The sequence below is a fragment of the Streptomyces bambusae genome, assembly GCF_020532645.1.
GTDB lineage: Bacteria > Actinomycetota > Actinomycetes > Streptomycetales > Streptomycetaceae > Streptomyces > Streptomyces bambusae.
Window position 1 is genome coordinate 149,315 of the sequence record NZ_JAJAUZ010000008.1, and the last position, 24,424, is coordinate 173,738.

Below are 24,424 nucleotides of genomic sequence, written 5' to 3' on the forward strand. Positions count from 1 at the left end.
CGGCGAGGAGTGCCCGTGATCGACGGGACCGAAGGAGCGTGCCGGGCCGGAGGAGTTCACTGGCGGCCAGCCTAGGAGACGGCGCGGGCCGAAGGCACACGGGGTGACCAGCGTCACCGCCCGATTGAGGGGTTCTCGCCGGATTCCGGACGTTCCACCGAGCGGCCCGTCACACTCCGCATCCGGGCAGTGTCCGCCAGTCCGCGGCCAACGCCGGTGCGAGGTGGTCGAGATGGGCCTCGGTGATCCGGCGGATCGCGGCCACGCTCGGGTCCGCGCCCTGCCCCCACAGCCGGCCCGTGACCCGGATGACGGCGGAGAAGGCCGCCGCCGCCACCCGCGGCCGCGGATCGGCGTCCAGGTCCAGGCCCTCGCGCCCGGCGATGATCCGCGCGATCTCCTCGTCCACCTCGGCCGACCGGCGCAGGTGCACGGCCAGCAGCGCGGGCGTCGACTCGATCAGCCGGTACGTCCGCATGTACAGGTCCACCGGGACCACGTCCGCGATGGCCTCCCCGACGGTGTCCCAGGCGCTGAGCACCGCGCCGCGCAGGGCCGTGAACGGGTTCTCCGCCGCGGGCCGGGCCCGCAGCGCCGCCAGGAAGTGCGACTCCACGACGTCCTGCACGGCGAACGCGGCCTCCTCCTTGTTGGCGAAGTACCGGAAGAAGGTGCGCTGCGAGACCTCGACGGCATCGGTGATCTCGTCGACGGTCGTCTGCTCGTACCCCTGGGTGGTGAACAGCACCAGCGCCGCGCGCAGCAGGGCGTCCCGGGTGCGCCGCTTCTTGCGCTCGCGCAGTCCGGCCGGCTCGGCCGGGGCGGCCCCGGCCTGCTCCTGGGTCATCACCACTGTGCCGTCCTCCCTCCGCCCGCTGGGCTGGCTCACCATACCGGCGCCCGGCCCGGCCGCCCCCGCTCCTGAGGGACCGCGCCGACGAGCCCGGACGGCACCCGGCCGGCCGCCACGCACGGGCACCCCGGAAGGTTCCCCGGCGTCAACCCGCCGCCGCCCGGCCGCCCGCCGGGACGGCCCCGCAGCGTTGCCACCTATCAGGGTGGACCTGCGGGCAACCCCTTCCGCCGGGCCATCCGCGCAGGTCAGCGTGGGGTGCAGCAGCCGGCCCCGCGGGCCCCCGGTCCACCGGACCACCCGCGTGGGTGAGGCGCCACACGAGGAGTTGACACCGATGCGCATGCGTTCCGCGGCCCTCGCCGCCACCGCCCTGACCACCGCCGCCCTGGCGACCGCCGCCCTCTTCCCCGGCGCGGCCCCCAGTGCCCAGGCCGCGCCCGGACACCGGGCCGCACCGGCGGCCCGGGCCGCCGCCCCGCCGGGCCTCGGCCCCTGCGGGGCGGGCCAGCTGTGTCTGTGGGCCCGGCCGGACTTCACCGGCGGCCGGACCGTCCGCGAACTCGGCGACGAGGACGTCTCCGTCGACAGCTGCATCCCGCTGGCGGCCGGCCGCACCGTCCAGTCCCTCGCCAACCGCACCGGCCGGCCCGTCACCACCTACCAGTCGCCCGAGTGCGCCGAGACCGGCGAGTTCCAGACCTACCCGGGCGACGGCGTCTGGCTCCCCAGATCGCCGTACCAGGTACGCGCGTTCAAGATCTGGGAGAACTAGCGGCCGCCGGGCCGGGGACGGTCGGCGGTGCGGGGAGCGCGGAGGGGGCGTTCCCCGACAGCCGGGCCACCTCGGCCCGCAGGGCCCTGACCTCGTCGGTCAGCGCCTCGATCGCGGCGGTCTGGAGGCGCTCCTCCCGGTCGTCGCGCTCGAAGCGGGCGATGAACCAGGCGGCGATGTTCGCCGTCACCACACCGAGCAGGGCGATCCCGGACAGCATCAGCCCGACCGCGATCATGCGGCCCAGGCCCGTGGTCGGCGCATGGTCCCCGTACCCGACGGTGGTCATCGTCGTGAACGACCACCAGACCGCGTCCCCGAGGTTGCGGATGTTCCCGCCGGGCGCACCCCGCTCCACGCTCAGCACGGCCAGCGAGCCGAACATCAGCAGCCCGACCACGGCACCCGTGACGTACGTCGTCAGCTTGATCTGCGGGGCCATCCGGGCCCGCCGGCCCACCAGGAGCAGCGTCGCGACCAGCCGCAGCAGCCGCAGCGGCTGGATCATCGGCAGCAGCACCGCGCCCAGGTCCAGCCAGTGGGTGCGGACGAACCGCCGCCGGTCCGCCGAGAGTCCCAGCCGCACCAGGTAGTCCAGCGCGAAGGCCCCCCACACCAGCCACTCGACCAGCAGGCAGGCCTCCTGCACCACCGGGTCCGCGTCGGGGGCGATGATCGGCACCGCGTACGCCACGGCGAACGCCACCGCGCACACGAACAGGGGGACCTGGGTGCGCCGCTCCCAGCGGAGCTGCGCGGGCTGTTCCTTCATGCGGGCATCGTAAGGAGCCCGCCGGCTCGCCGCGGACGCCGCCCGGACCCCGGACCCCGGCGCCCGGACCGGAACGGGCAGCGGGCCCCCGGCGCACTGCCGGAAGCCCGCTCCCCGTGACCGTCGTGCCGCGCCGCTACGCGTCGCCGCCCGCGGCGCCCGGATCGGCCGCCGCCACGTCCAGCAGCTGGTAGCGGTCCACCGCCTGCTTCAGCACCGAGCGGTCCACCTTGCCGTCCTTCGCCAGCTCGGTCAGCACCGCGAGCACCACCGACTGGGCGTCGATGTGGAAGAAGCGGCGGGCCGCACCGCGGGTGTCGGCGAAGCCGAAGCCGTCCGCACCCAGCGAGGTGTACGCGCCGGGCACCCAGCGCGAGATCTGGTCCGGCACCGACCGCATCCAGTCCGAGACGGCCACGAACGGACCCTCGGCACCGGACAGCTTGCGCGTCACGTACGGGACGCGCTGCTCCTCCTCCGGGTGCAGCAGGTTGTGGTGCTCCGCCTCGACGGCCTCGCGGCGCAGCTCGTTCCAGGAGGTCGCCGACCAGACGTCCGCCCTGACGTTCCACTCCTCGGCCAGGATCCGCTGGGCCTCCAGCGCCCACGGCACGGCCACGCCCGAGGCCATGATCTGCGCCGGGATGCCGCCGGACTGCCCGGCCGACACCCGGTGGATGCCCTTGAGGATGCCGTCGACGTCGACGTCGGCCGGCTCCGCCGGGTGCACGATCGGCTCGTTGTAGACCGTCAGGTAGTAGAAGACGTCCTCGGCCTCCGGGCCGTACATCCGGCGCAGACCGTCCTTGACGATGTGCGCGATCTCGTATCCGTACGCCGGGTCGTACGCGATGCAGCCCGGGTTGGTCGACGCCAGCAGCTGCGAGTGGCCGTCCGCGTGCTGGAGGCCCTCACCGGTCAGCGTCGTACGCCCCGCGGTCGCACCCAGGACGAAGCCGCGCGCGAGCTGGTCGGCCATCTGCCAGAACTGGTCGCCGGTGCGCTGGAAACCGAACATCGAGTAGAAGACGTACACCGGGATCAGCGGCTCGCCGTGCGTCGCGTACGCCGAACCCGCGGCGATCAGCGAGGCCGTGCAGCCCGCCTCCGAGATGCCGTCGTGCAGCATCTGCCCGGTCGGCGACTCCTTGTACGCGAGCAGCAGGTCGCGGTCGACCGCTTCGTACTGCTGGCCCAGCGGGTTGTAGATCTTGGCGCTCGGGAAGAACGCGTCCATGCCGAACGTGCGGTACTCGTCCGGCGCGATCAGCACGAACCGCTTGCCGATCTCCTTGTCCCGCATCAGGTCCTTCAGGACGCGGACGAAGGCCATCGTGGTCGCGATGGACTGGTGGCCCGAGCCCTTCTTGGCCGTCGCGTACGCCTTGTCGTCCGGCAGCGGCAGCGGCTTCGCCCGCACCACGCGCGTCGGCACGTACCCGCCCAGCGCCTTGCGCCGGTCGTGCATGTACTGGATCTCGGGCGAGTTGCGGCCCGGGTGGTAGTACGGCGGCGCGCCGCCCTCCAGCTGGGCGTCCGTGACCGGGATGTGCAGCCGGTCGCGGAAGCGCTTGAGGTCGTCGACCGTCAGCTTCTTCATCTGGTGCGTCGCGTTGCGGCCCTCGAAGTTCGGGCCGAGCGTCCAGCCCTTGATCGTCTTGGCCAGGATCACCGTCGGCTGGCCCTTGTGCGCCCGGGCCGCCGCGTACGCCGCGTAGATCTTCTTGTGGTCGTGGCCGCCGCGGCCCAGGTGCAGGATCTGGTCGTCGGACATGTCCGAGACCATCGCCCGCAGCCGCTGGTCGCCGCCGAAGAAGTGGTCCCGGATGTACGCGCCGGTCTCGGTCGCGTAGGTCTGGAACTGGCCGTCCGGCGTCGAGTTCATCTTGTTGACGAGGATGCCGTCGCGGTCCTGCGCCAGCAGCGGGTCCCAGGACCGGTCCCAGATCAGCTTGATGACGTTCCAGCCGGCCCCGCGGAAGATCGACTCCAGTTCCTGGATGACCTTGCCGTTGCCGCGCACCGGGCCGTCGAGGCGCTGGAGGTTGCAGTTGACCACGAACGTGAGGTTGTCGAGACCCTCGCGGGCCGCCAGCGACAGCTGGCCCAGCGACTCCGGCTCGTCCATCTCGCCGTCGCCGAGGTACGCCCAAACGTGGGACTTGGAGGTGTCCGCGATCCCGCGCGCCTCCATGTACCGGTTCATCCGGGCCTGGTAGATGGCGCCGAGCGGGCCGAGGCCCATGGAGACGGTCGGGAACTCCCAGAAGTCCGGCATCAGCCGCGGGTGCGGGTAGCTGGACAGGCCGTACGGGGCCTTCGACTTCTCCTGGCGGAAGGCGTCGAGCTGCTGCTCGGAGAGCCGGTCCAGCAGGTACGCGCGGGCGTAGATGCCGGGGGAGGCGTGGCCCTGGAAGAAGATCTGGTCGCCGCCGTCGCCCGCGTCCTTGCCGCGGAAGAAGTGGTTGAAGCCCACGTCGTACAGCGAGGCGGAGGAGGCGAAGGTCGCGATGTGGCCGCCGACCCCGATGCCCGGGCGCTGGGCCCGCGAGACCATGACGGCCGCGTTCCAGCGGGTGGCGTTGAGGACCTTGCGCTCGATCTCCTCGTTGCCGGGGAAGAACGGCTCGTCCCGGGTCGCGATGGTGTTCACGTAGTCCGTGCTGCGCATCTCGGGCACGGCCACGCGCTTCTCACGGGCCCGCTCGATCAGCCGCAGCATCAGGTAGCGGGCCCGCTCACGGCCCCGCTCGTCGACGGCTGCGTCCAGGGAGTCGAGCCACTCCCGGGTCTCCTCCGGATCGAAGTCCGGGACCTGGCTCGGCAGGCCGCCAATGATGATCGGATTGCGATCGGATGCGGAAGCCACGCTGTTCCTTCGCTGTCGGGGGAGACCGGCCGTGGGTGGCCGCCTCCCATCGTGTACCGCTGCGCCAGAATCGTCATCTTTACCGCTCGGCAGTCCCTCGAACCGCCGGTTCGGGAAAACGGAGGGTCACTCGACCGGCGGTGTCCAGGGGACCCACAACGGGACGGTCCGGACAGATCGCAACCTTACGCCCAAGAGGTTTACCGGGTTCCTAAGGCCTATTCGTCCCTCAAACGGGAAGGAAGGTCCCCAAGCGCCGCCGATGGTGCTGGAATGGTGTGGCATGCATCACCGCAGTCCACCACAGGAGTGCCTGGAGTTGCGGCGAGACGGCCGCAATCGTCACCGTTTCGACGGTCTCGGGCGTCGGGCTACTTGCGCGATCCGCCGCGCCCGTGTGGACTACGCCCAATGCTGCGCGTACGCGCGCGGCCGAAGACATCACCGAACACGAGCAGGAGGCAACCCGTGAGCGCGACCGCGGACCACGCGGAGACCAGCCTGGCCGCCCGGCTGGGCTTCCAGTCCGACCAGGTGGTCCAGGAGATCGGCTACGACGACGACGCCGATCAGGACTTCCGTGAGGCCATCGAGGACCTGATCGGCAACGACCTCGTCGACGAGGATTACGACGACGTCGCCGATGCCGTGCTCCTCTGGTTCCGGGAGGACGACGGCGACCTGACGGACACGCTGGTCGATGCCACCGAGCTGGTCGAGGACAATGCGCTGATCCTGCTGCTGACGCCCAAGACCGGCCGTGCCGGTTACGTGGAGCCCAGCGACATCAGCGAGGCCGCCCAGACCGCGGGCCTGTCGCAGACCAAGAGCGTCAGCGTGGGCAAGGAGTGGAGCGCCAGCCGGCTGGTGACCCCGAAGGCGGCCAAGTCCGGCAAGCGCTGACCGCGCCGCAGCCAGACGGACCAGACCCCCGCCGGCCCCCACGGGCCGGCGGGGGTCCGGCGTTCCGGGGGCGTGCACCCCCTAGGCTGGGCTCATCCGAACAGCCCACTGGAGGGATGCGAGAGATGGCGATCGAGGTCGGCGACAAGGCACCGGACTTCGAGCTCAGGGACAACCACGGCGCCACCGTCCGGCTGTCGGACTTCCGCGGCGAGAAGAACGTCGTCCTGCTCTTCTATCCGTTCGCCTTCACCGGCGTCTGCACCGGCGAGCTGTGCGCCCTGCGCGACCAGCTGCCGCGCTTCCAGAACGACGACGTCCAGCTGCTGGCCGTCTCCAACGACTCGGTTCCCACCCTGCGCGTCTACGCCGAGCAGGAGGGCTTCGACTACCCGCTGCTGTCCGACTTCTGGCCGCACGGCGAGACCTCGCGGGCGTACGGCGTCTTCGCCGAGGACAAGGGCTGCGCCGTCCGCGGCACCTTCATCATCGACAAGGACGGCGTGGTCCGCTGGACCGTCGTCAACGGTCTGCCGGACGCCCGCGACCTGAACGAGTACATCAAGGCTCTCGACAGCCTCTGACTCCGCACGGCAGCCTGGGAAAAACCGGTACGCACCGGGAACCCGTCACTAGGATCGAACCGTTGATCCGATAGCAACCGCACGACGGGGCCCCCGCCCCACACAACCTATGGAGGACCCGTGGGAGTCAGCCTCAGCAAGGGCGGCAACGTCTCGCTGACCAAGGCCGCCCCCAACCTGACCGCGGTCATCGTCGGTCTGGGCTGGGACGCTCGCACCACCACCGGGGTCGACTTCGACCTCGACGCGAGTGCGCTGCTGACGAACGACCAGGGCAAGGTCACGAACGACTCGAACTTCGTGTTCTTCAACAACCTGAAGAGCCCCGACGGCTCGGTCGAGCACACCGGCGACAACCTCACCGGTGAGGGCGAGGGCGACGACGAGCAGATCAAGGTCAACCTGGCCGGCGTCCCGGCGGACGTCCACAAGATCGTCTTCCCGGTCTCGATCTACGAGGCCGAAGGCCGCCAGCAGAGCTTCGGCCAGGTGCGCAACGCGTACATCCGCGTCGTGAACCAGGCGGACAACAACGAGCTCGCCCGCTACGACCTCTCCGAGGACGCCTCCACCGAGACCGCCATGGTCTTCGGCGAGCTGTACCGCAACGGCGCCGAGTGGAAGTTCCGCGCCATCGGCCAGGGCTACGCCTCCGGCCTGCGCGGCATCGCGCAGGACTTCGGCGTCAACGTCTGAGCCGTTCCCGCGAGGCCCGGTAGTCGGCCGTAGCGCGCAGTACCCGCAGTGTCCGTCCGGGGAGGACCACGAACATGGGCGTCACACTCGCCAAGGGGGGCAACGTCTCCCTCTCCAAGGCCGCACCGAACCTGACCCGCGTCCTCATCGGGCTCGGCTGGGACGCGCGGTCCACGACGGGAGCCGACTTCGACCTCGACGCCAGTGCCCTGATGTGCGGCCAGAACGGCCGGGTGCTCGGCGACACGTACTTCGTCTTCTACAACAACCTCAAGAGCCCCGAGGGCTCCGTGGAACACACGGGCGACAACCTCACCGGCGAGGGTGACGGCGACGACGAGTCGGTCATCGTCGACCTGTCCCTGGTGCCGGCCGAGGTCCAGAAGATCGTCTTCCCCGTCTCCATCCACGACGCGGACGCCCGCCGCCAGACGTTCGGCCAGGTCACCAACGCGTTCATCCGCGTGGTCAACCAGGCGGACGGCCAGGAACTCGCCCGTTACGACCTCTCCGAAGACGCCTCCGCCGAAACCGCAATGATCTTCGGCGAGGTCTACCGCTACGGCGGGGAATGGAAGTTCCGGGCGGTCGGGCAGGGGTACGCGTCGGGTCTGCGGGGCATCGCTCTAGACTTCGGGGTCAATGTTTCGTAAAGCCGCGTCCGGATGAGGTACCTGTGGTTTTGAGAACCTTCGGCTGGTCGTTCGCCATCACGGCGCTCGGTCTTGCCTTTGCCGCGTGGCAGTGGGGGTGGGAGGCGTTCGGGATCGTTCTGATCCTGTCGATCCTCGAAATCTCGCTGTCGTTCGACAATGCGGTCGTCAACGCCGGAATCCTGAAGAAGATGAATGCCTTCTGGCAGAAGATCTTCCTCACGATCGGCATCCTGGTCGCCGTCTTCGGCATGCGTCTGGTCTTCCCGGTCGCGATCGTGGCCATCAGCGCCAAGGTCGGCCCCATCGAGGCGGTCAACCTCGCCCTCGACAACCCGGAGAAGTACGAGGCGCTCGTCACCGACGCCCACCCGGCCATCGCCGCCTTCGGTGGCATGTTCCTGCTGATGATCTTCCTCGACTTCATCTTCGAGGAGCGGGACATCAAGTGGCTGGCCTGGGTGGAGCGCCCGCTGGCGAAGCTCGGCAAGGTCGACATGCTGTCGGTCTGCATCGCGCTGATCGCCCTGCTGGTCGCCGCGATGACCTTCGCGACCGAGGCGCACACGAGCACCGGGCACGCCGACAAGTCGGCGACCGTACTGCTGGCCGGTGTCGCCGGTCTGATCACGTACCTCATCGTCGGCGGCCTCTCCGGCTTCTTCGAGGACAAGCTCGAAGAGGAAGAGGAGCGCGAGCACGAGGAGGAGGAGAAGGCCAAGGCGGCGGGCAAGGAGATCTCCGCGGTCGGCCTGGCCGGCAAGGCGGCGTTCTTCCTCTTCCTGTACCTGGAGGTCCTCGACGCCTCCTTCTCCTTCGACGGTGTCATCGGCGCCTTCGCCATCACGAACCACATCTTCTGGATGGCGCTCGGCCTCGGCATCGGCGCGATGTACGTCCGGTCGCTCACGGTCTACCTGGTCCGCCAGGGCACCCTGGACGACTACGTCTACCTGGAGCACGGCGCGCACTACGCGATCGGCGCCCTCGCCGTGATCCTGCTCGTCACCATCCAGCACGAGATCAGCGAGATCATCACCGGCCTCATCGGCGTGGTGCTCATCGCCGCCTCCTTCTGGTCCTCCGTGGTCCGCAACAAGCGGCTCGCGGCCGAAGGCGGCGCCGACTCCGACGGCAAGGCGGAGGTCACGTCCGGGGTGTGACCCGGCCGTGAATGCGGAACGCTTCTGACGAGGGGCGGCCGGGCGGGTCCACGGACCCGGCGGCCGCCCCTCCGTTTTGGCGTGTGCGGAAATTCCGCGCTTTTCCTTTGTTTTCGAATGTTATGGGGGGCTGGGGTGGGATTCTTCGACGGGTTACTGGGCGGCCGGGCGGCGCAGTTCCAGTCGGGCAGTGCATCGTCCAACGCGATCGAGCTGACCAAACGACATCCGACGGTCTCGCTCAGCAAACAGGGCGCGGCCACGGGAAACCTGCGGGTCAACCTGTCCTGGCGGATGCGGACCTCCGATTTCGGCGGCCGGTCCGCGCACAGCAGCCTGCTGCGGCACCCGTTCAAGATGTTCAAACCGGAGATCGTCCAGGCCCACACCCAGGGCATGGTCAACGTCGACCTCGACATCGGCTGCCTGTACGAGCTGACGGACGGCAGCCGGGGCGTGGTGCAGCCGCTGGGCAACTTCCTGGGCGACATCAACAGCCCGCCGTACGTGAAGATCAGCGGCGACGACCGGTTCGGGGCGCCGTCCGGGGAGACGCTGTTCGTCAACCTCGACCACGCCGACAAGATCAAACGGCTGCTCGTGTTCGTCTACATCTACGACCAGACGCCGGCCTTCGACCGGACGCACGCCGTGGTCACCCTGTACCCGACCACCGGGCCGCGGATCGAGATCTCCCTCGACGAGCGGCACCCGCAGGCCCGCTCCTGCGCCGTGCTGCTGATGGAGAACGTCCGTGACGAGCTGACGGTCCGCCGCGAGGTGAAGTTCGTGTACGGCTTCCAGGCGGAGCTCGACCGGCTGTACGGCTGGGGGCTCCAGTGGGGGCGGGGCTACAAGGAGGGCAAGGGCTGAGGACGGCCCCCGGCTGCAGCCGGGGGCCGGGCGGGCCGGAGTCCGGGGGCAGCGCCCCGGGCGGTCAGGGCCGCAGGAACTGCGGGCCCTGCGGGGGCAGCCGGAAGGCCTGGTCGCCGCCGTGTGCCGGGCCGGGCACCGGGACCGGTACCGGAGGGCCGGCCGGGGGTGCAGGCGGGGTGGCCCCGACCGACTGCGGGTAGCCGTACGCGGGCTGCGCGGCCGGCGGGGCCTGTGTCTGCGGGGCCTGGGCCATCGCCTGGGTGGCGGCCGACTGCGTGGTCGGGGGAGTGGCGTGCCGGGTGGCTCCGGGGTCGGCCTGGTTCTCGTCCACCGAGATGCCGTGGTCGGTCGCGAGACCGACCAGGCCGTCCGAGTAGCCCTCGCCGAGCGCCCGGAACTTCCAGCCCTCGCCGCGCCGGTACAGCTCGCCGCAGATCAGCGCGGTCTCCGCGCCGGTCTCGGGCCGCACGTCGAAGTAGGCCAGCGGCTCGGCGCCGCCCTCGACGGTGGCGTCGTACAGGAGGATCCGCAGGTCGCGGACCCGCTCGAAGGGGACGTCCTCCGCGGAGGCGACCACGAGCACCCGGTCCACGGCGGCGGGCACCGCGGCCAGGTCCGCCTGGATCGCGTCCGTGACGTCCTCGCCGAGCAGCTTCTTGCCGAGCCGCCACACCGAGCCGGAGGGGTGCCGGGGCTGGTTGTAGAAGACGAAGTCCTCGTCCGAGCGCACACGGCCGTCCCGGCCCAGGACCAGGGCCGAGGCGTCCACATCCGGGACCTCGGGGCCGGTGGTCCAGCGCAGCACCGCCCGGACCGCCGTCGGCGTCACGGGGATGTTGGAGCCCTTCTGCATCGCGTGCGTCATGCCCGTCATCCTGCCCTCCCGGAGCCGGGCGGGACAATGCGGCCCCCCTGCGACGGGCGTGCCGCGCCCGGCGGGGCCGTGCCGTGCCCCTTGTCCCCGCGACGGTGCGTGGGCATGGTGCAACAGGGTTACCCGAAATTCATGCGCTTGGGGAACTCTTGACACTCATTCGTACGTACTATTACCGGCCACGCCAGTCGGGCCACCGAGGCAGTACGGGGGAAGCACATGCGTCACTTCGGGCACATCTCGCCCGCGCTCCGCAAGGACCTCTTCCACCGGGAGCCGTGCGAATTCACCGCCGATTCCCCGGCGCGCATCCTCGCCGCGGCCCTCGGAGCCACCCTCTACAGCCCCGCCACCCGCCCGCACCTCGCCGACGACGTCCGCAAGCAGGCCGCCCGCGGGGTCGTGTCCATGGTGCTCTGCCTGGAGGATTCCATCGGCGATGCCGAAGTGGCCGGCGCCGAGGAGAACCTCGTCCGGCAGTTCGCCGACCTGGACGCGCGGGGCGGGGAGCTGCCGCTGCTGTTCATCCGGGTGCGGCAGCCGGAGCAGATCCCGGATCTCGTCACCCGGCTCGGACCTGCCGTCCGCAGATTGGCCGGATTCGTCCTTCCGAAGTTCACGGCCGAGCGCGGAGAGGTCTTCCTCGACGCCGTCACCCGGGCGGCCGAATCCTCGCGGCGCCGGCTCTTCGCGATGCCCGTCCTCGAATCGCCCGAGATCCTCCACCTGGAGACCCGGGCCGAGACGCTCGCCGCGATCTCCCGTACGGTCAACCGGCACCGCGACCGGGTCCTCGCCCTCCGGCTCGGCGTCACCGACTTCTGCTCCGCGTACGGGCTGCGCCGCACGCCCGACATGACGGCGTACGACGTCCAGATCGTCGCCGGGGTGATCGCGGACGTGGTCAACGTCCTCAGCCGGGCCGACGGCACCGGCTTCACCGTCACCGGACCGGTCTGGGAGTACTTCCGCCACCAGGAACGCCTCTTCAAGCCCCAGCTGCGGCGCAGCCCCTTCCTCGACGGCGAGGCGGAGGAACTGCGCACCGCGCTGATCGAGCACGACCTCGACGGACTGCTCCGCGAGATCGAACTCGACCGGGCCAACGGGCTGCTCGGCAAGACCTGCATCCACCCGGCGCACGTCACTCCCGTACACGCCCTGTCCGTGGTCTCCCACGAGGAGTACTGCGACGCGGAGGACATCCTGCGCCCCGAACGCGACGGCGGCGGGGTGATGCGGTCTGCTTATACGAACAAGATGAACGAGGTGAAGCCGCACCGGGCCTGGGCGGAGCGCACGATGCTCCGCGCCGAGGTCTTCGGCGTGGCGAGGGAGCGGGTCGGCTTCGTCGACCTGCTCACGGCCGGGCTCGCGGTCTGACCCGGTGACGACGAGACGAGGGAAAGCAGTCGACGTGGTGTGGTCGGGAACCTGGGTCGCCGAACGGCTCGGCATACGGCTCGAAGAGGACGGCGGCGCGGCCGGACCGGGCCTGCACGACCTGCTCGGGCTGGCACTGCGCCGCAACCCGAAGCGGGCGCACCTGCTCGTGTCGCAGGTGCTCGGCAAGCACGTGCCGCAGTCGCCCGAGACCGTCTACCGGGCCGGCCACGGCCTCGGCGTGCGGGTCCGCGCGCTGCTCGGCCCGCAGGAGGCCGCCCGCGCCCTGGTCCTCGGCTACGCCGAGACCGCGACCGGCCTCGGCCACTGCGTCGCCGACGGCCTGGGCGCCGCGCCCTACCTGCACTCCACCCGCCGGCCGGTCGCCGGCGTCGCCCGGGCCGGCGGCTTCGAGGAGGCGCACTCGCACGCCACGTCACACCTCCTGCTCCCCGCCGACCCGGCCCTGCTGGCCGGCTCCGGCCCGCTGGTCCTCGTCGACGACGAGTTCTCCACCGGCAACACCGTCCTCAACACCATCCGCGACCTGCACGCCCGCCACCCGCGCGACCGCTACGTGGTCGTCGCCCTGGTCGACATGCGGTCCCCCGCCGACCGCGACCGCCTGGACGCCTTCGCCGCCGGCCTCGGCGCCCGCATCGACCTCATCGCCCTGGCCACCGGCACCGTCACCCTCCCGGACGACGTCCTGGCCCAGGGCGCGGCCCTGGTGGAACGGCACGAAGCGGCGGCCGGCGCGACGGACGCCGGCGCCACCGGCGCCCCGGCGCCGTCCGGCCCCGTCCTGCGGGTCGGCCTCGGCTGGCCCGCCGGGGTGCCCGACGGAGGGCGCCACGGCTTCGGGACCGGGGAACGGGAGGCCCTGGAGGGGGCGCTGCCCGGGATGGCCCGGCGGATCGCCGACGCGCTGGGGCCGCGGCCCGGACGGGTGCTCGTGCTCGGCAACGAAGAGCTGATGTACGCGCCGCTGCGGCTCGCCCGCGCGCTGGAGGCGGCCGGCGCGGCCGCCGAGGTCCGGTTCTCCACCACCACCCGCTCGCCCGTCCTCGCCGTGGACGACCCCGGCTACGCCATCCGCACCCGGCTCGTCTTCCCCGCCCACGACGACCCGGCCGACGGCCCCGGCGACCGGTACGCCTACAACATCGCCGGCGCCGGCTTCGACGCCGTCGTCGCGGTCGTCGACTCCGTCGGCGACACCCCCGCCCTGCACGCCCCCGACGGGCTCCTGGCCCGCCTCGCCCCGCACACCGGCCGGGTCCTGCTGGCCGTCGTACCGTCGCACACCCCCGCACCCCGACCCGACCGGCAGGAGCCGACGATGCCCCAGCCCTCCCACCCGTGGGACGGCCCGGCCCCCTTGCGCGGCCCGGAGTTCTCCTCGTACCCCGCCGCCGACGTCGGCTGGCTCCTCCAGGACCTCTCCGACACCGCGCTGGAGGCCCCCACCGAGGAGCGCGAGGAGGCCATCCAGTCCGGCGGCGCCCACTACGCCGAGTCGCTGCCCGTCGAGTACCAGCCGACCGCCGCCTACCAGCAGCTCTACCAGGCCGCCCTCGACGCCTCCGCGACCCGCCTCGCCCGCGCCGTCGGCGCCGTCACCGAGACCGTGCTCGCCGAGCGCTCACCGGCCCCGGTGCTCGTCTCGCTGGCCCGCGCCGGCACCCCCGTCGGCGTGCTGATGCGCCACTGGGCCGCGTACCGGCACGGCCTGGACCTGCCGCACTACGCCGTCTCCATCGTGCGCGGCCGCGGCATCGACCGCACCGCGCTGCGCTGGCTGGCCGCCCACCACGACCCCGCCGACGTCGTGTTCGTCGACGGCTGGACCGGCAAGGGCGCCATCACCCGCGAACTCGCCGCCGCCCTCGCCGACTTCCCCGGCTTCGACCCGGAGATCGTCGTCCTCGCCGACCCCGGCGGCTGCGTCTCCACGTACGGCACCCGCGAGGACTTCCTCATCCCCTCCGCGTGCCTCAACTCCACCGTCTCCGGGCTCATATCGCGGACCGTGCTGCGCGCCGACCTGGTCGGCGCGGACGACTTCCACGGCGCGAAGTTCTACCGCGAACTGGCCCCCGCCGACGTCTCCACCGACTTCGTCGACACCGTCGCCGCCCGCTTCGGCGAGGTCGCCGACGCCGTGGCCGCCGACGTCAAGGAGCTGCTCGCCGCCGACCGCACCCCCACCTGGGAGGGCTGGGCGGCCGTCGAGCGGATCAGCGAGGAGTACGGCATCCACGACGTCAACCTCGTCAAGCCCGGCGTCGGCGAGACCACCCGCGTCCTGCTGCGCCGCGTCCCCTGGAAGATCCTCGCCCGCCGCGGCGCCGACGCCGACCTCGGCCACGTACGCCTGCTCGCCGAACAGCGCGGCGTACCCGTCGAAGAGGTCGACGACCTCCCCTACTCCTGTGTCGGTCTCATCCACCCGCGCTACACACGAGGCGCCACCGGCGCCGACGGAAAGGCAGTGGCCTCCCAGTGACCGTGCTGATCGCAAGCGACCTCGACCGTACGCTCATCTACTCCACGGCGGCCCTCGGGCTGACCATGCCCGACGCGCAGGCCCCCCGGCTGCTGTGCGTCGAGGTACACGAGAGCAAGCCGCTGTCCTACATGACCGAGACGGCGGCCGGGCTGCTCGCGGCGCTCACCGAGGACCCCGGCGTGGTCTTCGTCCCCACCACCACCCGCACCCGCAAGCAGTACCAGCGGATCCGCTTCCCCGGCCGCCCGGCCCCGTACGCGATCTGCGCGAACGGCGGCCAGCTGCTCGTCGACGGCGTGCCCGACCGCGACTGGCGCCGGCAGGTCGCCGCCCGGCTCGCCGCCGAGTGCGCCCCGCTGGACGAGGTACGGGCGCACCTGACCGCGGCCGCCGATCCGGCCTGGCTGCGCAAGGAGCGGGTCGCGGAGGACCTGTTCGCCTACCTGGTCGTCGAACGGCAGCTGCTCCCCGCGGACTGGGTGAAGGAGCTGAGCGCGTGGGCGGAGGCCCGCGGCTGGACGGTCTCCCTCCAGGGCCGAAAGATTTACGCCGTTCCGCGCCCGCTGACGAAGAGCGCCGCCATGCACGAGGTGGCCCGCCGCACCGGTGCCGTCCGCACCTTCGCCGCCGGCGACTCGCTGCTCGACGCGGACCTGCTGACCGCCGCCGACCAGGCCTGGCGGCCCGGCCACGGCGAACTCGCCGACAGCCGCTGGACGGCGCCCGGCGTCACCGCCCTCACCGAGGCGGGCGTGCTGGCCGGAGAGGAAATCGTCCGCCAGTTCGGCCGTGCCGCGCGCGGAACGGACGTCCCCTCGGCAGACTGAGCCCATGACCAAGGGCAATTCCACGAAGATCACCGACGAGCTCTACGCGTACATGCTCGCGCACAACCCCCCGCTGGACGAGATCCAGCGGGGGCTCGTCGCCACCACCTACGAGAAGTTCCCGGACTCGGCCGGCATGCAGTCCGCCGAGGAACAGGGCCCGCTGCTCGCCTTCCTCGTCGGCCTGACCGGCGCCCGCACGATCGTGGAAATCGGCACCTTCACCGGCTTCTCCACCCTCGCCATGGCCCGCGCCCTGCCCGCCGACGGCACCCTGATCGCCTGCGACGTCTCCGAGGAATGGACCGCGTACGGGCGCGAGGCCTGGGCGGCGGCGGGCGTCGCCGACCGCATCGACCTGCGCATCGCGCCTGCCCTGGACACCCTGCGGGCCCTGCCGGCCGAGCCGCACATCGACATGGCGTACATCGACGCGGACAAGCAGAACCAGATCCTCTACTGGGAGGAACTCGTTCCGCGCATGCGCCCGCGCGGCCTGATCGTCACCGACAACACGCTCTTCCACGGCAGCGTCCTCGACGCGGACCCGTCCGAGTCGGCGGCCGGCGTCCAGGCCTTCAACAAGCACGTGCAGGCCGACCCGCGCATGGAGAGCGTCCTGACCGTGATCTCCGACGGCCTCACCCTCTCCCGCAAGCGCTGACCGGCACCGCGCGCCGGGCCGGGGGCGCTCCCCGGCCCGGCACGCGGTGTGACAGGGGTCAGCAGCAGCCGCCGCCTCCGCAGCACCCGCCGCCCGACGGCGCCGGAGCCGCCGCGGTCCCGCCGACGGCCACCGCCGACAACAGCTTCACCGTGTCGTCGTGCCCGGCCGGGCACGAGGCCGGAGCCCCGGACTCCGCCATGGGCCGATTCATCTCAAACGTCTCGCCGCAGGTCCGGCACCGGTACTCGTATCGAGGCATGCCCCCAGGCTAAGCGGCCGGACGGGGCGGCGGGAAGCCGCGCTCAGTGCGAGACCGCCGGGCGGGGGCGGGCCGGGGGGCGGGACTCGCGGGCGGCCTGTTCCGGGTTGCGGGCCCGCCAGTAGGGGTTGTCGTGGGGGAGGGCGCTGCCCACGCGGCCGTACATGCCGAACCACATGAGCATGACGCCGACGACGAAGCTGAACAGGACGTTCTGGATGCGGAAGGCCAGGAAGTTGAGGCCGGTGTCCAGGAGGGCCAGGTTGACGAAGCCGCTCGCGATGAACAGCAGGCCCAGGGCGATGTTGAGGGTCGATGCGAAGGTGCCGCCGACGACCATGCCGCCGAACAGCAGCAGGCCGACGCAGATCGACAGGACGCTCAGCGCGCCGTTGGTGTTGAGGCCGAGGACGGTGTCGCCGCCGGTGTCGAAGAAGCCGATGTTGTCCGTCAGGCCGAGGATGCCGAAGACCAGGAGCAGCAGCCCCATCACGCCGGCGCCGACCCGGTAGACCTTGCTCAGCTTGTGGTCGGTGGGCAGGTGCTCGTCGAGCGTGGCGTTCACCGGGTGCACCACGCGGTCCACCAGGTGCCGGACCGGACCCGTCTCCTCCACGGGCGGCGGCCCGTACGGCTCGTGCGGCATGTAGGGCGCGTAGTGCTCGTGGGGCTCGGTGCACCCGTACGCGGCGTGCGGCGCGTAGCCGGACGCCGGGGGTGCCTGGGGCTCGCGGGCCTTCCGGAATGTGTGGGCAGCCATGGCGCCCTCCTCTGCTCCGTTCCCTGCACCTCCCAGCATCCGCCGGTGGCGGTACGGGGACAACTCCGGGAGCGCCCAGCCCCGCCGTCGGCTCAGCTCGCGCCGCGGCGGTCGCGCAGGTCCGCCACGACACGGCCCACCGCGGCCCGGATCTGCTCCGTCTCCCGGAGGAAGTGCCAGTAGTCGGGGTGGCGGCCCTCCAGGCCGGCCACCGCGCGGTCGAGGCGCGCCACCGACTCGTCCAGGGGGCGCGCGTGCCGCGGGTCGGGGACGCTGCGGCCCTCCATCGCCAGCCGCTGGGCGTCGCGGATCGCGAACCGGGTCCGGTCCACCTCCTGCTGCGGGCTCGCCGCCACCGCCTCCAGCTGCCGCAGCCGGTCGCCCGCCGCCGACACCGCCTCGTCGGTCGCGTCGAGCAGCGCCCGTACGGTCCCCAGCAAGGCCGTCGCATCCGCCCAGCGCTGCTCCTGCCGGGCCGCGGCCGCCTCCCGGAGCCGCTCCTCGGCCTGCCGGACCGATCCGGCCGCCTGGTCCGGCACCCGCTGCAGGTCCTGCCAGCAGGCCGCGCTGAACCGCCGCCGCAGCTCGCTGAGGATCGGGTCCACCTGCCCGGCCCGCGTCTCCAGCGCCTGGGCCCGCGTCCGCAGGCTCACCAGCCGCCGGTCCATTTCCGCCGCCCGCTCCGGCAGCCGCTCGGCATCGGCCCGTATCGCCTCCGCCTCCCGCAGGACCCGGTCGGCGCGCTGCACGGTCTCGGGTACGCCGTGCTGCCCGGCCCCTTCGTTCAGCCGGGTCAGCTCGGGGCCGAGCGCGGCGAGGCGCGCCGCGAGGTCGTCCGCCCGCAGGCCGGAGGCCCGTACGGCGTCCAGCGCGTCACTCGCGCCCAGCAGCGCGGCCTTGGCCCGCTCCCGGGCCGGCGCCACCCGCGCGAGCTGCGTCTCCGCGGTGTCCAGCAGCGGCTGCAGCCCCTGCGCGAACCGGTCCAGCTCGCCCTTGACCCGCACCAATTCGTCCCGGGCCCGCGTCAGCTCGGTACGCGCCCGGTCCGCGACCGAGGCCTCCAGCTCCGCCCGGTCCAGGTCGTACGCGTCGACGGACTGGATGTACGTGTGGCTGACCTCGTCGATCCGCCGCCCGAGCGCCGCGAACCCCTCCGCGGCCTGGCGCGCGGCCGGCGACCGGTCGACGGCGGCGATGGTCTCGATGGAGATCCGCAGGTCCCGCTGTGCGGTGTCCAGCTCGTAGAAGGCCTCGGCGGCGCCGTCCTTGGCCGCTTGCGCGTCGGCCCGCCGGCTCTCGTCCCGCCCACCGAACCACCGCCGGGAAGTCGCCGTCACAATCCCTCTCCCGTGCCCCGTCGCATCCGCCATGCCCCGGTCCATTCTCCCTCACGGCAACGGGTTTGCGTCCGTCCCCGCCCCTCCATGTAGGCTGTCTCCTCGTCCACGGGTGCGTAGCTCAGGGGTAGAGCGCTGCTCTTACAAAGCAGATGTCGGCGGTTCGAAACCGTCCGCGCCCACCATGACGGAGGCCCCCAGTCGATCTTGGCTGGGGGCCTCCGGCGTTCGGGGACGGGGCGGGCGCTACTTGAGGTCCACGGTCTGTTCGATGGTGGTGCCGGCCGGCCTCTTGATGGTGATGTTCTTGTCGAACTGGTGGGATTCGCCGTCGCCGTCCACGCAGGTGACCACGGCCTTGGCCGTCACGCCTTTCACCTTCGGGATACCGGTGAACTTGATGGAGTACTTCTCCGACGGCTCCTCGCCCGACAGTTCGGCCGTTCTGGGCGTCCCGCCCTTGGGGGTGATCGACACCTCTGTGACCAGTGTGTCGACGAATTCCTCCTCGCAGCTCGCGGTGCCCACGACGGTGACCCGGCTCGATTTCGGGTCGGCCTCCGCGGTGCCCGTGGCCGCGACCGGGAGGGCGGCGGCCAGTGAGGCTGCGGCCAGGGTGGCGGCGAGTCTTCTGCGCTTGCTGCTGAGGACCTGCATGTCGGTCTCCGCTCGTCTGCTTCGGCCCGCGCTGACCGTGGAGAGGGACGTCGAAAGAGCTGGTCGCCGGTCCGGGCGCGGCGTCGGATCGCCACCTGCGGGGTGCCGTCGCTGGGATTGGGTGCGCCGGTCGGTGCGGCCATGGTCCACGCCCGTACGTCTCGTACGGGCGGGTGCCGTGCACGGGTGGCGCTGGAGGGGCGGTGCGGCCGAGGCGTCGGCTCCGGGGGTCTGCCCGCCGGATGCGGCTGCCGGGGCGGCCGTGGCTCCTACCACTCGACCGTAACGAGACCGGGTTGGTGTGTCCACTTGTGGCCCGTTCGCGGCCCGGTTCGCGGCCCGGGTCCCGGCCGCGCTCGCCGGCCGGGGAACGGAATGGGCTCCTCGACCGCCGAAGCGCCGGAGTTCCGCCCCGGGAGCAGGGCCCGGGAGGATACTCGGAGTATGTGTCGGAGTATTAAGACCCTGAGGCCGCCGGCCATTCCCGAGAAGGCTTCCGACGAGGAGATGCGGGCTGCGGCGCTGCAGTACGTGCGGAAGGTGTCCGGGTTCCGGGCGCCGGCCGCGCACAACCGGGAGGTGTTCGACGCGGCCGTTGCGGCCGTGGCGGAGGCGACCCGGGCGCTGCTGGACGGCATCGAGGTGCGCGGGAGCGGCGGGCACGCGCCCGCCCACGCTCACGCCCACGACTGACCGGCCCCCGGCGTGCTGCGGGTCAGGCCTGGGAGTGCGAGCGGCGGCGGACGACCCAGACGGCGGTGCCCGCGGCGCCGGCGACCAGGGCGGCGCCGATGGCGATGTGAGCCGGGCTCGTGGTGTCGATGCTGCCGCCGAGGCCACCGCGGGCGGCGCCCGGGGTGACCGTGAAGTTGGCGGTCGTCGAGCGGTTGCCGCAGGTGAACCGGACCATGTACGTGCTGCCCGGCGTGACGTTGGCGGAGAGGGTCGCGTTGCCGCCCTGCAAGTCGTCGGAGGAGCCGAGAAGTCGCCGCAGAGTGGCAGACGAGATGAACGCCGTCGAGGTGGCGGTGGACGTGGTGTTCCGGCAGTTCCGGAGGGTGAGGCCGACCGTGCCGCCGGGGGCGGCCGAGGTCACCCCGCCGACGAGATCGGGGGTCGTCGAGCCGGCGGGCGCGGCGGCGGCGACGGCAGGGATCAGGGCGGCGGTGGTCAGTGCGGTGGTCAGTGCGGTCGCGGCCGCGACGGTGGTCAGGCGCATGCGCGGAACTCCTTCTGCTCCTCGGAAACGGCGCGGCCAGGGCACGGATGTGACGCAGCTTCGGTTGCGCACCGCTGTGCTTCGGACGCTAGGAGCCGGGGCTTCCGGCGGCGATCGGGGCCGGGTGAACGGGTGAGCGGCACCGGATGAACGGGTGACCGCACTGCTCCGTACGGGGCCGCCCGCCCGGTGGCTCCCGCGGAACGCCCCGGGACCGGTGCCGGGGCATGCAGAAGGGGCCGGAGCGCGCAGCCGGATCCCCCTCCGGCGTGCGCACCCGGCCCCCGGGAGGCGTTACGCGGCCGTGGCCGGGTCCGGACGGCGCATCAGGTAGGCGGCCAGGGTGCCCGCGGCGAAGAGGGCGGCCACCGAGACGGCCGTACCGAGCCAGGTGGTGCCCAGCCACTGGGTGCCGAAGTAGCCGAGGGAGACGCTGTAGCCCGCCCAGACCATGCCGGCCAGAGCGGACCAGGGCAGGAAATCCTTGATGCGGCGGTGCGCTGCCCCCGCGGCGAGCGACACCACCGAGCGGCCGGCCGGGGCGAAGCGGGCGATCACCACGAGGAGGCCGCCGCCCCGGCTCAGGGCCCAGCCGAGGCGCTCCTGGGCGTTGGTCAGGCGCCGGGAGCGGGCGATGGCCCGGTCGAGGCGGGCCCCGCCGCGCCAGGCCACCCGGTAGGCGGCCAGGTCGCCCAGGACGGAGGCGGTGGTCGCGCACACGAGCAGGGCCAGGATGTCCGGCACCTGCTCGGGTCCGGGAGTGGCCGCCCCCGCGGCCCCGGCGGCGGCCGCAGCGGCGGCCGCCGTGATCACCAGTACTCCGCTGGGCAGTACGGGCAGGAAGACGTCGAGGATGACGGAAACGGCCACGACGGCGTAGATCCAGGGGCTCGTGGTCAGCGACCCCACAGTCTCAAGCAAAACGGGACTCCCCAGTCCGGTTGACGTGCATCGGCGGAACGCGCCGCGACGTCGCGGGGGAGCGGCAGGGGCGGCTTGGCTTGACAGCCATACAGCGTACGCCTGGGGTTCGGGAGGCGTACGACCGGGGTCCGCCCTTGTGTCAGGTTTCGGAACGGACTGTCGTGTTCCGCCTGTTGTGTGCCCCCTCCTCCGGGCTCGGAGCGGGCCCGGAAGTCCCCGCCGTCAGCTCCCGCTCCAGCGCCGGTGCGAGCTGCGCCCGCCCGCCCCGCGAGCGCGCCTGGTCCAGCCGGAGCCGGGCGCCGCGACCCTCCAGGGACAGCGTCATCAGCTGGTTGGCGAACCACGGCCCGCCGCTGCGGTGCCACGTCAGCGGCGGCCGCCCGGTCCGCGCGTGCCGGCTGAGCATCCGGCCGAGCCACCGCCCGGTCCGGCTCCAGCCGAACCGGAAGCCGACCTTCACCACCCAGGGGATCGAGTTGTGCACCGGCGAGCAGGTCAGCTGGAAGATCCTCGACGTGGTCGCGGTGCGCGGCTCCGCCACGTACGCGTGATGGACGTCACCGGAGAGCACGGCCACCATCGCCGGTGCCCGCGGGCCGGTCCCGACCTCCTCGATGAGGTCGGTGAGTGCGGCGAACGAGGGCGGGAACGCCGCCCAGTGCTCCAGGTCGCTGCGCCGCCGCAGGTCCTCCGCGAACCGTGCCCAGCGCTCCCCGCGTTCGCCGCGGCAGAGCGCCGCGTCCCAGCCCTCCGCGTCGTGGATCAGCGGCGGCAGCAGCCAGGGCAGCGAGGCGCCGATCAGCAGGTGGTCGTAACTCCCGTGTCCGTCGAGCGCATTGTCGCGCAGCCATTGCTGCTCGTCGGGGTCGAGCATGGAGCGGTGCCGCTCGTCGAGGACCCGGGCGCACCGGGTGTCGACCATCAGCAGCCGGGTTCCGCCGAGGTCGCGCCGGTAGCTCCAGCGCACCGAGGCCGGGTCGGCGTCCGCCTCGGCCGCGAACCGGCGCAGCAGGTCGGTGCCGTCGGGGGCCTCCCGTACCGCCGCGTACAGCGGGTCGGCCGCGAGCGCGGCCGGCGAGAGGTTGCCCAGGTGCTGGTAGACCCAGTACGACATCAGGCCGCCGAGCACCCGCTCCTGCCACCACGGCAGGGCGCGCCGCTCGGCGACCCAGGCGGCGCTGGTGTTCCAGTCGTCGGACAGGTCGTGGTCGTCGAAGATCATGCAGCTGGGCACGGTCGACAGCAGCCAGCGGATCTCCGGGTCGAGCCAGGACTCGTCGTACAGCCGCGTGAACTCCTCGTAGTCCGCGACCTGCGCGCCGGGCTCCTCCCGCAGGTCCCGGCGGGCGGCGAGCCAGTCGCGCGTCGCCGTCGAGAGCATGTCGGCGTACACCTGGTCGCCGAGGAGCAGCAGCAGGTCCGGGCGGTCCGCGTCCGGTTCGGCCGCGAGCCGGGCGGCGAGGGTGTCGAGGGCGTCGGGCCCGTGCGGGCCGCGCCCCTCGGCGGGCGGCGCGGCCTGCCGGCAGGAACCGAAGGACAGCCGCAGCGGGGGCGCGTCCCCGCCCGGTGCGCGCGGCACCGGGGTGCTGATGGTGCTCGCGGGGAACGGGCTGCCGGGCAGCGGCCAGACCGGGCGGCCGTCGAGCAGCACCTCGTACGCGGTGGTGGTGCCGGGGGTGAGGCCGGTGACGGGTATCAGTGCGTAGTGGTGGCCGGCGATCTGGAACGTGCGGACGGAGCCGCCGGAGCCGTCGGCGCAGCGGACCTCGGCCGTGCAGGGCCGGTCCGCCTCGACCCACACTGTGGCCGTGTCCCCGCTGTCCCAGTCCACGTACCGCAGCAGTGGTCCCAGGCGCAGTCCGCCCATCCGACTCCCCCTCCTCCGATGCCCCTCGCCTCAAGGTACGACGGGGAGGGGGCCGATGGTTCCTGATCGGACCCGGAGATCGTCCGGGGTGCGGCCCCCGGATTTCCCGGGGGCGCGCGGGGTGGCCGGCGGGGCGGTCAGCAGCCGTTGAGGACGTTCGTCAGGGCGGTCTTCTCGGCGGAGTCGATGGTCAGGCCCCAGTACTGCTTCACGTGCACCCAGCTGCGGGCGTACGTGCAGAGGTAGGCGGTGCGGGAGGGCAGCCACTCGGCCGGGTCCAGGTCGCCCTTGGCCTGGTTGACGTTGTCGGTGACGGCGATCAGCTGCGGCCGGGTGAGGTCGTTGGCGAACTGCTGGCGCTTGGAGGTGGTCCAGGAGTTCGCGCCCGAGCGCCAGGCCTCGGAGAGGGCGACGACGTGATCGATGTCCAGGTCCGAGGCGGCGGTCCAGGTGGCGCCGTCGTACTCCGAGTACCAGCTGCCGCTCACGGAGGCGCAGGCGGAGTCGGTGACGACGTTCACGCCGTCGCGCTTGAGCACGGTCTCGCGGGTGTTGCAGGTGCCGGAGACGGTGCTCCAGTGCGGGAACAGGTCGCGGCTGTAGCCGGTGGAGGAACCTTCCGCCTTGGGGGTCACCGTGGCCAGGTAGGCACGTGCGGCCGACGCGCTGATCGGGGTGGGCATTGCGGCCTGGGCGGCGGGCGCGTTCACGAGACCGGTGAAAGCGAGCGTTCCGATTGCTGCGAGCATGCCAAATCGACGCGCGTAGATGCCGGACATGGGACTCCTCGGTGCGGGGGATGGAGGGCGTATCGGACCCCGGCGGGGCCCGGCCATCGTGGCGGCGCCGGATGTCGGTCGGGTGGGCGCCAGGTAACAGGGTGGCGACATGGCCACGTCAGATCAAGTCGTCCAACCGGTGTGAGTTAAGCGGAAGTTGAGATTCCGCCGTCTCGCGAGGCGGGTCCGGCGCGTGCGGGGGATCTCCGGGGCTC

The 24,424-nt window shown here is 72.2% G+C and carries 24 protein-coding genes and 1 tRNA gene; 13 read left to right on the top strand and 12 right to left on the bottom strand.

Features of this window, described 5'->3' with window-relative positions:
* Window positions 1-169: 169 nt before the first annotated feature.
* Window positions 170-847, bottom strand: a complete 678-nt coding sequence (locus LG634_RS08565; RefSeq protein ID WP_226733093.1) for a TetR family transcriptional regulator — start codon at window positions 845-847, stop codon at window positions 170-172.
* 349 nt (window positions 848-1,196) lie between these two features.
* Here LG634_RS08565 and LG634_RS08570 point away from each other — a divergent pair, with 349 nt between their 5' ends.
* Complete coding sequence (locus LG634_RS08570) at window positions 1,197-1,628, top strand: peptidase inhibitor family I36 protein (RefSeq protein ID WP_226733094.1); 432 nt, start codon at window positions 1,197-1,199, stop codon at window positions 1,626-1,628.
* On the opposite strand, the gene LG634_RS08575 is transcribed toward LG634_RS08570, so the two are convergent.
* Together LG634_RS08575 and aceE are read right to left on the bottom strand one after the other, a co-directional pair.
* Window positions 1,609-2,400: a potassium channel family protein gene (locus tag LG634_RS08575; protein WP_226733049.1), complete on the bottom strand. Its 792-nt coding sequence runs from the start codon at window positions 2,398-2,400 to the stop codon at window positions 1,609-1,611. The genes LG634_RS08570 and LG634_RS08575 overlap by 20 nt on opposite strands.
* A gap of 136 nt (window positions 2,401-2,536) precedes the next feature.
* Window positions 2,537-5,269 carry a pyruvate dehydrogenase (acetyl-transferring), homodimeric type gene (aceE, locus tag LG634_RS08580; RefSeq protein ID WP_226733050.1) on the bottom strand — a complete coding sequence of 911 codons (2,733 nt, stop codon included), beginning with the start codon at window positions 5,267-5,269 and terminating at the stop codon, window positions 2,537-2,539.
* Window positions 5,270-5,737: 468 nt separating this feature from the next.
* Here aceE and LG634_RS08585 point away from each other — a divergent pair, with 468 nt between their 5' ends.
* From LG634_RS08585 to LG634_RS08610, 6 genes are all read left to right on the top strand, one after another.
* Entirely contained in the window at window positions 5,738-6,172 is a 435-nt protein-coding gene (locus LG634_RS08585; RefSeq protein ID WP_226733051.1) for a DUF3052 domain-containing protein, read from the top strand.
* A 125-nt stretch (window positions 6,173-6,297) separates the two neighbouring features.
* Window positions 6,298-6,756 carry a peroxiredoxin gene (locus tag LG634_RS08590; protein WP_226733052.1) on the top strand — a complete coding sequence of 153 codons (459 nt, stop codon included), beginning with the start codon at window positions 6,298-6,300 and terminating at the stop codon, window positions 6,754-6,756.
* 120 nt (window positions 6,757-6,876) lie between these two features.
* Window positions 6,877-7,452, top strand: a complete 576-nt coding sequence (locus LG634_RS08595) for a TerD family protein (protein ID WP_226733053.1) — start codon at window positions 6,877-6,879, stop codon at window positions 7,450-7,452.
* 74 nt (window positions 7,453-7,526) lie between these two features.
* The gene (locus LG634_RS08600; protein ID WP_226733054.1) at window positions 7,527-8,105 is read left to right on the top strand and encodes a TerD family protein; all 579 of its coding nucleotides are present in this window, start codon (window positions 7,527-7,529) and stop codon (window positions 8,103-8,105) included.
* Window positions 8,106-8,128: 23 nt separating this feature from the next.
* Window positions 8,129-9,268, top strand: a complete 1,140-nt coding sequence (locus LG634_RS08605) for a DUF475 domain-containing protein (protein WP_226733055.1) — start codon at window positions 8,129-8,131, stop codon at window positions 9,266-9,268.
* Between the two features lie 135 nt (window positions 9,269-9,403).
* On the top strand, window positions 9,404-10,141 hold the full coding sequence (locus tag LG634_RS08610) for a TerD family protein (protein ID WP_226733056.1): 738 nt from the start codon (window positions 9,404-9,406) through the stop codon (window positions 10,139-10,141).
* A 64-nt stretch (window positions 10,142-10,205) separates the two neighbouring features.
* On the opposite strand, the gene LG634_RS08615 is transcribed toward LG634_RS08610, so the two are convergent.
* Complete coding sequence (locus tag LG634_RS08615) at window positions 10,206-11,009, bottom strand: TerD family protein (RefSeq protein ID WP_226733057.1); 804 nt, start codon at window positions 11,007-11,009, stop codon at window positions 10,206-10,208.
* Window positions 11,010-11,237: 228 nt separating this feature from the next.
* On the opposite strand from LG634_RS08615, the gene LG634_RS08620 reads away from it, so the two are divergent.
* The 4 genes from LG634_RS08620 to LG634_RS08635 are packed head-to-tail and all read left to right on the top strand — an operon-like array spanning window position 11,238 to window position 16,404.
* The gene (locus tag LG634_RS08620; RefSeq protein WP_226733058.1) at window positions 11,238-12,401 is read left to right on the top strand and encodes an HpcH/HpaI aldolase/citrate lyase family protein; all 1,164 of its coding nucleotides are present in this window, start codon (window positions 11,238-11,240) and stop codon (window positions 12,399-12,401) included.
* A 34-nt stretch (window positions 12,402-12,435) separates the two neighbouring features.
* On the top strand, window positions 12,436-14,910 hold the full coding sequence (locus tag LG634_RS08625) for a phosphoribosyltransferase (protein WP_226733059.1): 2,475 nt from the start codon (window positions 12,436-12,438) through the stop codon (window positions 14,908-14,910).
* Window positions 14,907-15,740, top strand: coding sequence for an HAD family hydrolase (locus LG634_RS08630; protein ID WP_226733060.1), 834 nt, complete (start codon window positions 14,907-14,909; stop codon window positions 15,738-15,740). Before LG634_RS08625 ends, LG634_RS08630 begins: the two co-directional genes overlap by 4 nt.
* Before the next feature lie 4 nt (window positions 15,741-15,744).
* Window positions 15,745-16,404, top strand: coding sequence for an O-methyltransferase (locus tag LG634_RS08635; RefSeq protein WP_226733061.1), 660 nt, complete (start codon window positions 15,745-15,747; stop codon window positions 16,402-16,404).
* Window positions 16,405-16,462: 58 nt separating this feature from the next.
* On the opposite strand, the gene LG634_RS08640 is transcribed toward LG634_RS08635, so the two are convergent.
* The 3 genes from LG634_RS08640 to LG634_RS08650 form a co-directional block, all read right to left on the bottom strand.
* Window positions 16,463-16,666, bottom strand: coding sequence for an FmdB family zinc ribbon protein (locus tag LG634_RS08640; protein ID WP_226733062.1), 204 nt, complete (start codon window positions 16,664-16,666; stop codon window positions 16,463-16,465).
* Between the two features lie 43 nt (window positions 16,667-16,709).
* The gene (locus LG634_RS08645) at window positions 16,710-17,426 is read right to left on the bottom strand and encodes a DUF4383 domain-containing protein (protein ID WP_226733063.1); all 717 of its coding nucleotides are present in this window, start codon (window positions 17,424-17,426) and stop codon (window positions 16,710-16,712) included.
* A 92-nt stretch (window positions 17,427-17,518) separates the two neighbouring features.
* The gene (locus LG634_RS08650) at window positions 17,519-18,808 is read right to left on the bottom strand and encodes a coiled-coil domain-containing protein (RefSeq protein WP_226733064.1); all 1,290 of its coding nucleotides are present in this window, start codon (window positions 18,806-18,808) and stop codon (window positions 17,519-17,521) included.
* A 65-nt stretch (window positions 18,809-18,873) separates the two neighbouring features.
* Here LG634_RS08650 and LG634_RS08655 point away from each other — a divergent pair.
* A tRNA-Val gene (locus LG634_RS08655) sits at window positions 18,874-18,948 on the top strand.
* Window positions 18,949-19,009: 61 nt separating this feature from the next.
* Here the strand turns inward: LG634_RS08655 and LG634_RS08660 are convergent.
* Entirely contained in the window at window positions 19,010-19,420 is a 411-nt protein-coding gene (locus LG634_RS08660; protein WP_226733065.1) for a hypothetical protein, read from the bottom strand.
* 444 nt (window positions 19,421-19,864) lie between these two features.
* Between LG634_RS08660 and LG634_RS08665 the strand changes: the two genes are divergently transcribed.
* Window positions 19,865-20,113 (top strand): DUF2277 domain-containing protein, encoded by a 249-nt coding sequence (locus tag LG634_RS08665; RefSeq protein ID WP_226733066.1) that lies wholly within the window; start codon window positions 19,865-19,867, stop codon window positions 20,111-20,113.
* Between the two features lie 22 nt (window positions 20,114-20,135).
* On the opposite strand, the gene LG634_RS08670 is transcribed toward LG634_RS08665, so the two are convergent.
* The 4 genes from LG634_RS08670 to LG634_RS08685 form a co-directional block, all read right to left on the bottom strand.
* Entirely contained in the window at window positions 20,136-20,639 is a 504-nt protein-coding gene (locus LG634_RS08670; protein WP_226733067.1) for a hypothetical protein, read from the bottom strand.
* 294 nt (window positions 20,640-20,933) lie between these two features.
* Window positions 20,934-21,560 carry a DedA family protein gene (locus LG634_RS08675; protein WP_226733068.1) on the bottom strand — a complete coding sequence of 209 codons (627 nt, stop codon included), beginning with the start codon at window positions 21,558-21,560 and terminating at the stop codon, window positions 20,934-20,936.
* 142 nt (window positions 21,561-21,702) lie between these two features.
* Entirely contained in the window at window positions 21,703-23,430 is a 1,728-nt protein-coding gene (locus LG634_RS08680) for an alkaline phosphatase D family protein (protein WP_226733069.1), read from the bottom strand.
* A gap of 137 nt (window positions 23,431-23,567) precedes the next feature.
* Window positions 23,568-24,209, bottom strand: coding sequence for an HNH endonuclease family protein (locus tag LG634_RS08685; RefSeq protein WP_226733070.1), 642 nt, complete (start codon window positions 24,207-24,209; stop codon window positions 23,568-23,570).
* Window positions 24,210-24,424 lie beyond the last annotated feature (215 nt).

What these genes read in the sequence shown, in the direction of transcription:
- LG634_RS08565 (WP_226733093.1), bottom strand. Translation starts at nt 847, where the DNA reads ATGACCCAGGAGCAGGCCGGGGCCGCCCCGGCCGAGCCGGCCGGACTG.
- LG634_RS08570 (WP_226733094.1), top strand. Translation starts at nt 1,197, where the DNA reads ATGCGTTCCGCGGCCCTCGCCGCCACCGCCCTGACCACCGCCGCCCTG.
- LG634_RS08575 (WP_226733049.1), bottom strand. Translation starts at nt 2,400, where the DNA reads ATGAAGGAACAGCCCGCGCAGCTCCGCTGGGAGCGGCGCACCCAGGTC.
- LG634_RS08590 (WP_226733052.1), top strand. Translation starts at nt 6,298, where the DNA reads ATGGCGATCGAGGTCGGCGACAAGGCACCGGACTTCGAGCTCAGGGAC.
- LG634_RS08600 (WP_226733054.1), top strand. Translation starts at nt 7,527, where the DNA reads ATGGGCGTCACACTCGCCAAGGGGGGCAACGTCTCCCTCTCCAAGGCC.
- LG634_RS08615 (WP_226733057.1), bottom strand. Translation starts at nt 11,009, where the DNA reads ATGACGCACGCGATGCAGAAGGGCTCCAACATCCCCGTGACGCCGACG.
- LG634_RS08620 (WP_226733058.1), top strand. Translation starts at nt 11,238, where the DNA reads ATGCGTCACTTCGGGCACATCTCGCCCGCGCTCCGCAAGGACCTCTTC.
- LG634_RS08635 (WP_226733061.1), top strand. Translation starts at nt 15,745, where the DNA reads ATGACCAAGGGCAATTCCACGAAGATCACCGACGAGCTCTACGCGTAC.
- LG634_RS08640 (WP_226733062.1), bottom strand. Translation starts at nt 16,666, where the DNA reads ATGCCTCGATACGAGTACCGGTGCCGGACCTGCGGCGAGACGTTTGAG.
- LG634_RS08645 (WP_226733063.1), bottom strand. Translation starts at nt 17,426, where the DNA reads ATGGCTGCCCACACATTCCGGAAGGCCCGCGAGCCCCAGGCACCCCCG.
- LG634_RS08650 (WP_226733064.1), bottom strand. Translation starts at nt 18,808, where the DNA reads ATGGACCGGGGCATGGCGGATGCGACGGGGCACGGGAGAGGGATTGTG.
- LG634_RS08660 (WP_226733065.1), bottom strand. Translation starts at nt 19,420, where the DNA reads ATGCAGGTCCTCAGCAGCAAGCGCAGAAGACTCGCCGCCACCCTGGCC.
- LG634_RS08665 (WP_226733066.1), top strand. Translation starts at nt 19,865, where the DNA reads ATGTGTCGGAGTATTAAGACCCTGAGGCCGCCGGCCATTCCCGAGAAG.
- LG634_RS08670 (WP_226733067.1), bottom strand. Translation starts at nt 20,639, where the DNA reads ATGCGCCTGACCACCGTCGCGGCCGCGACCGCACTGACCACCGCACTG.
- LG634_RS08680 (WP_226733069.1), bottom strand. Translation starts at nt 23,430, where the DNA reads ATGGGCGGACTGCGCCTGGGACCACTGCTGCGGTACGTGGACTGGGAC.
- LG634_RS08685 (WP_226733070.1), bottom strand. Translation starts at nt 24,209, where the DNA reads ATGTCCGGCATCTACGCGCGTCGATTTGGCATGCTCGCAGCAATCGGA.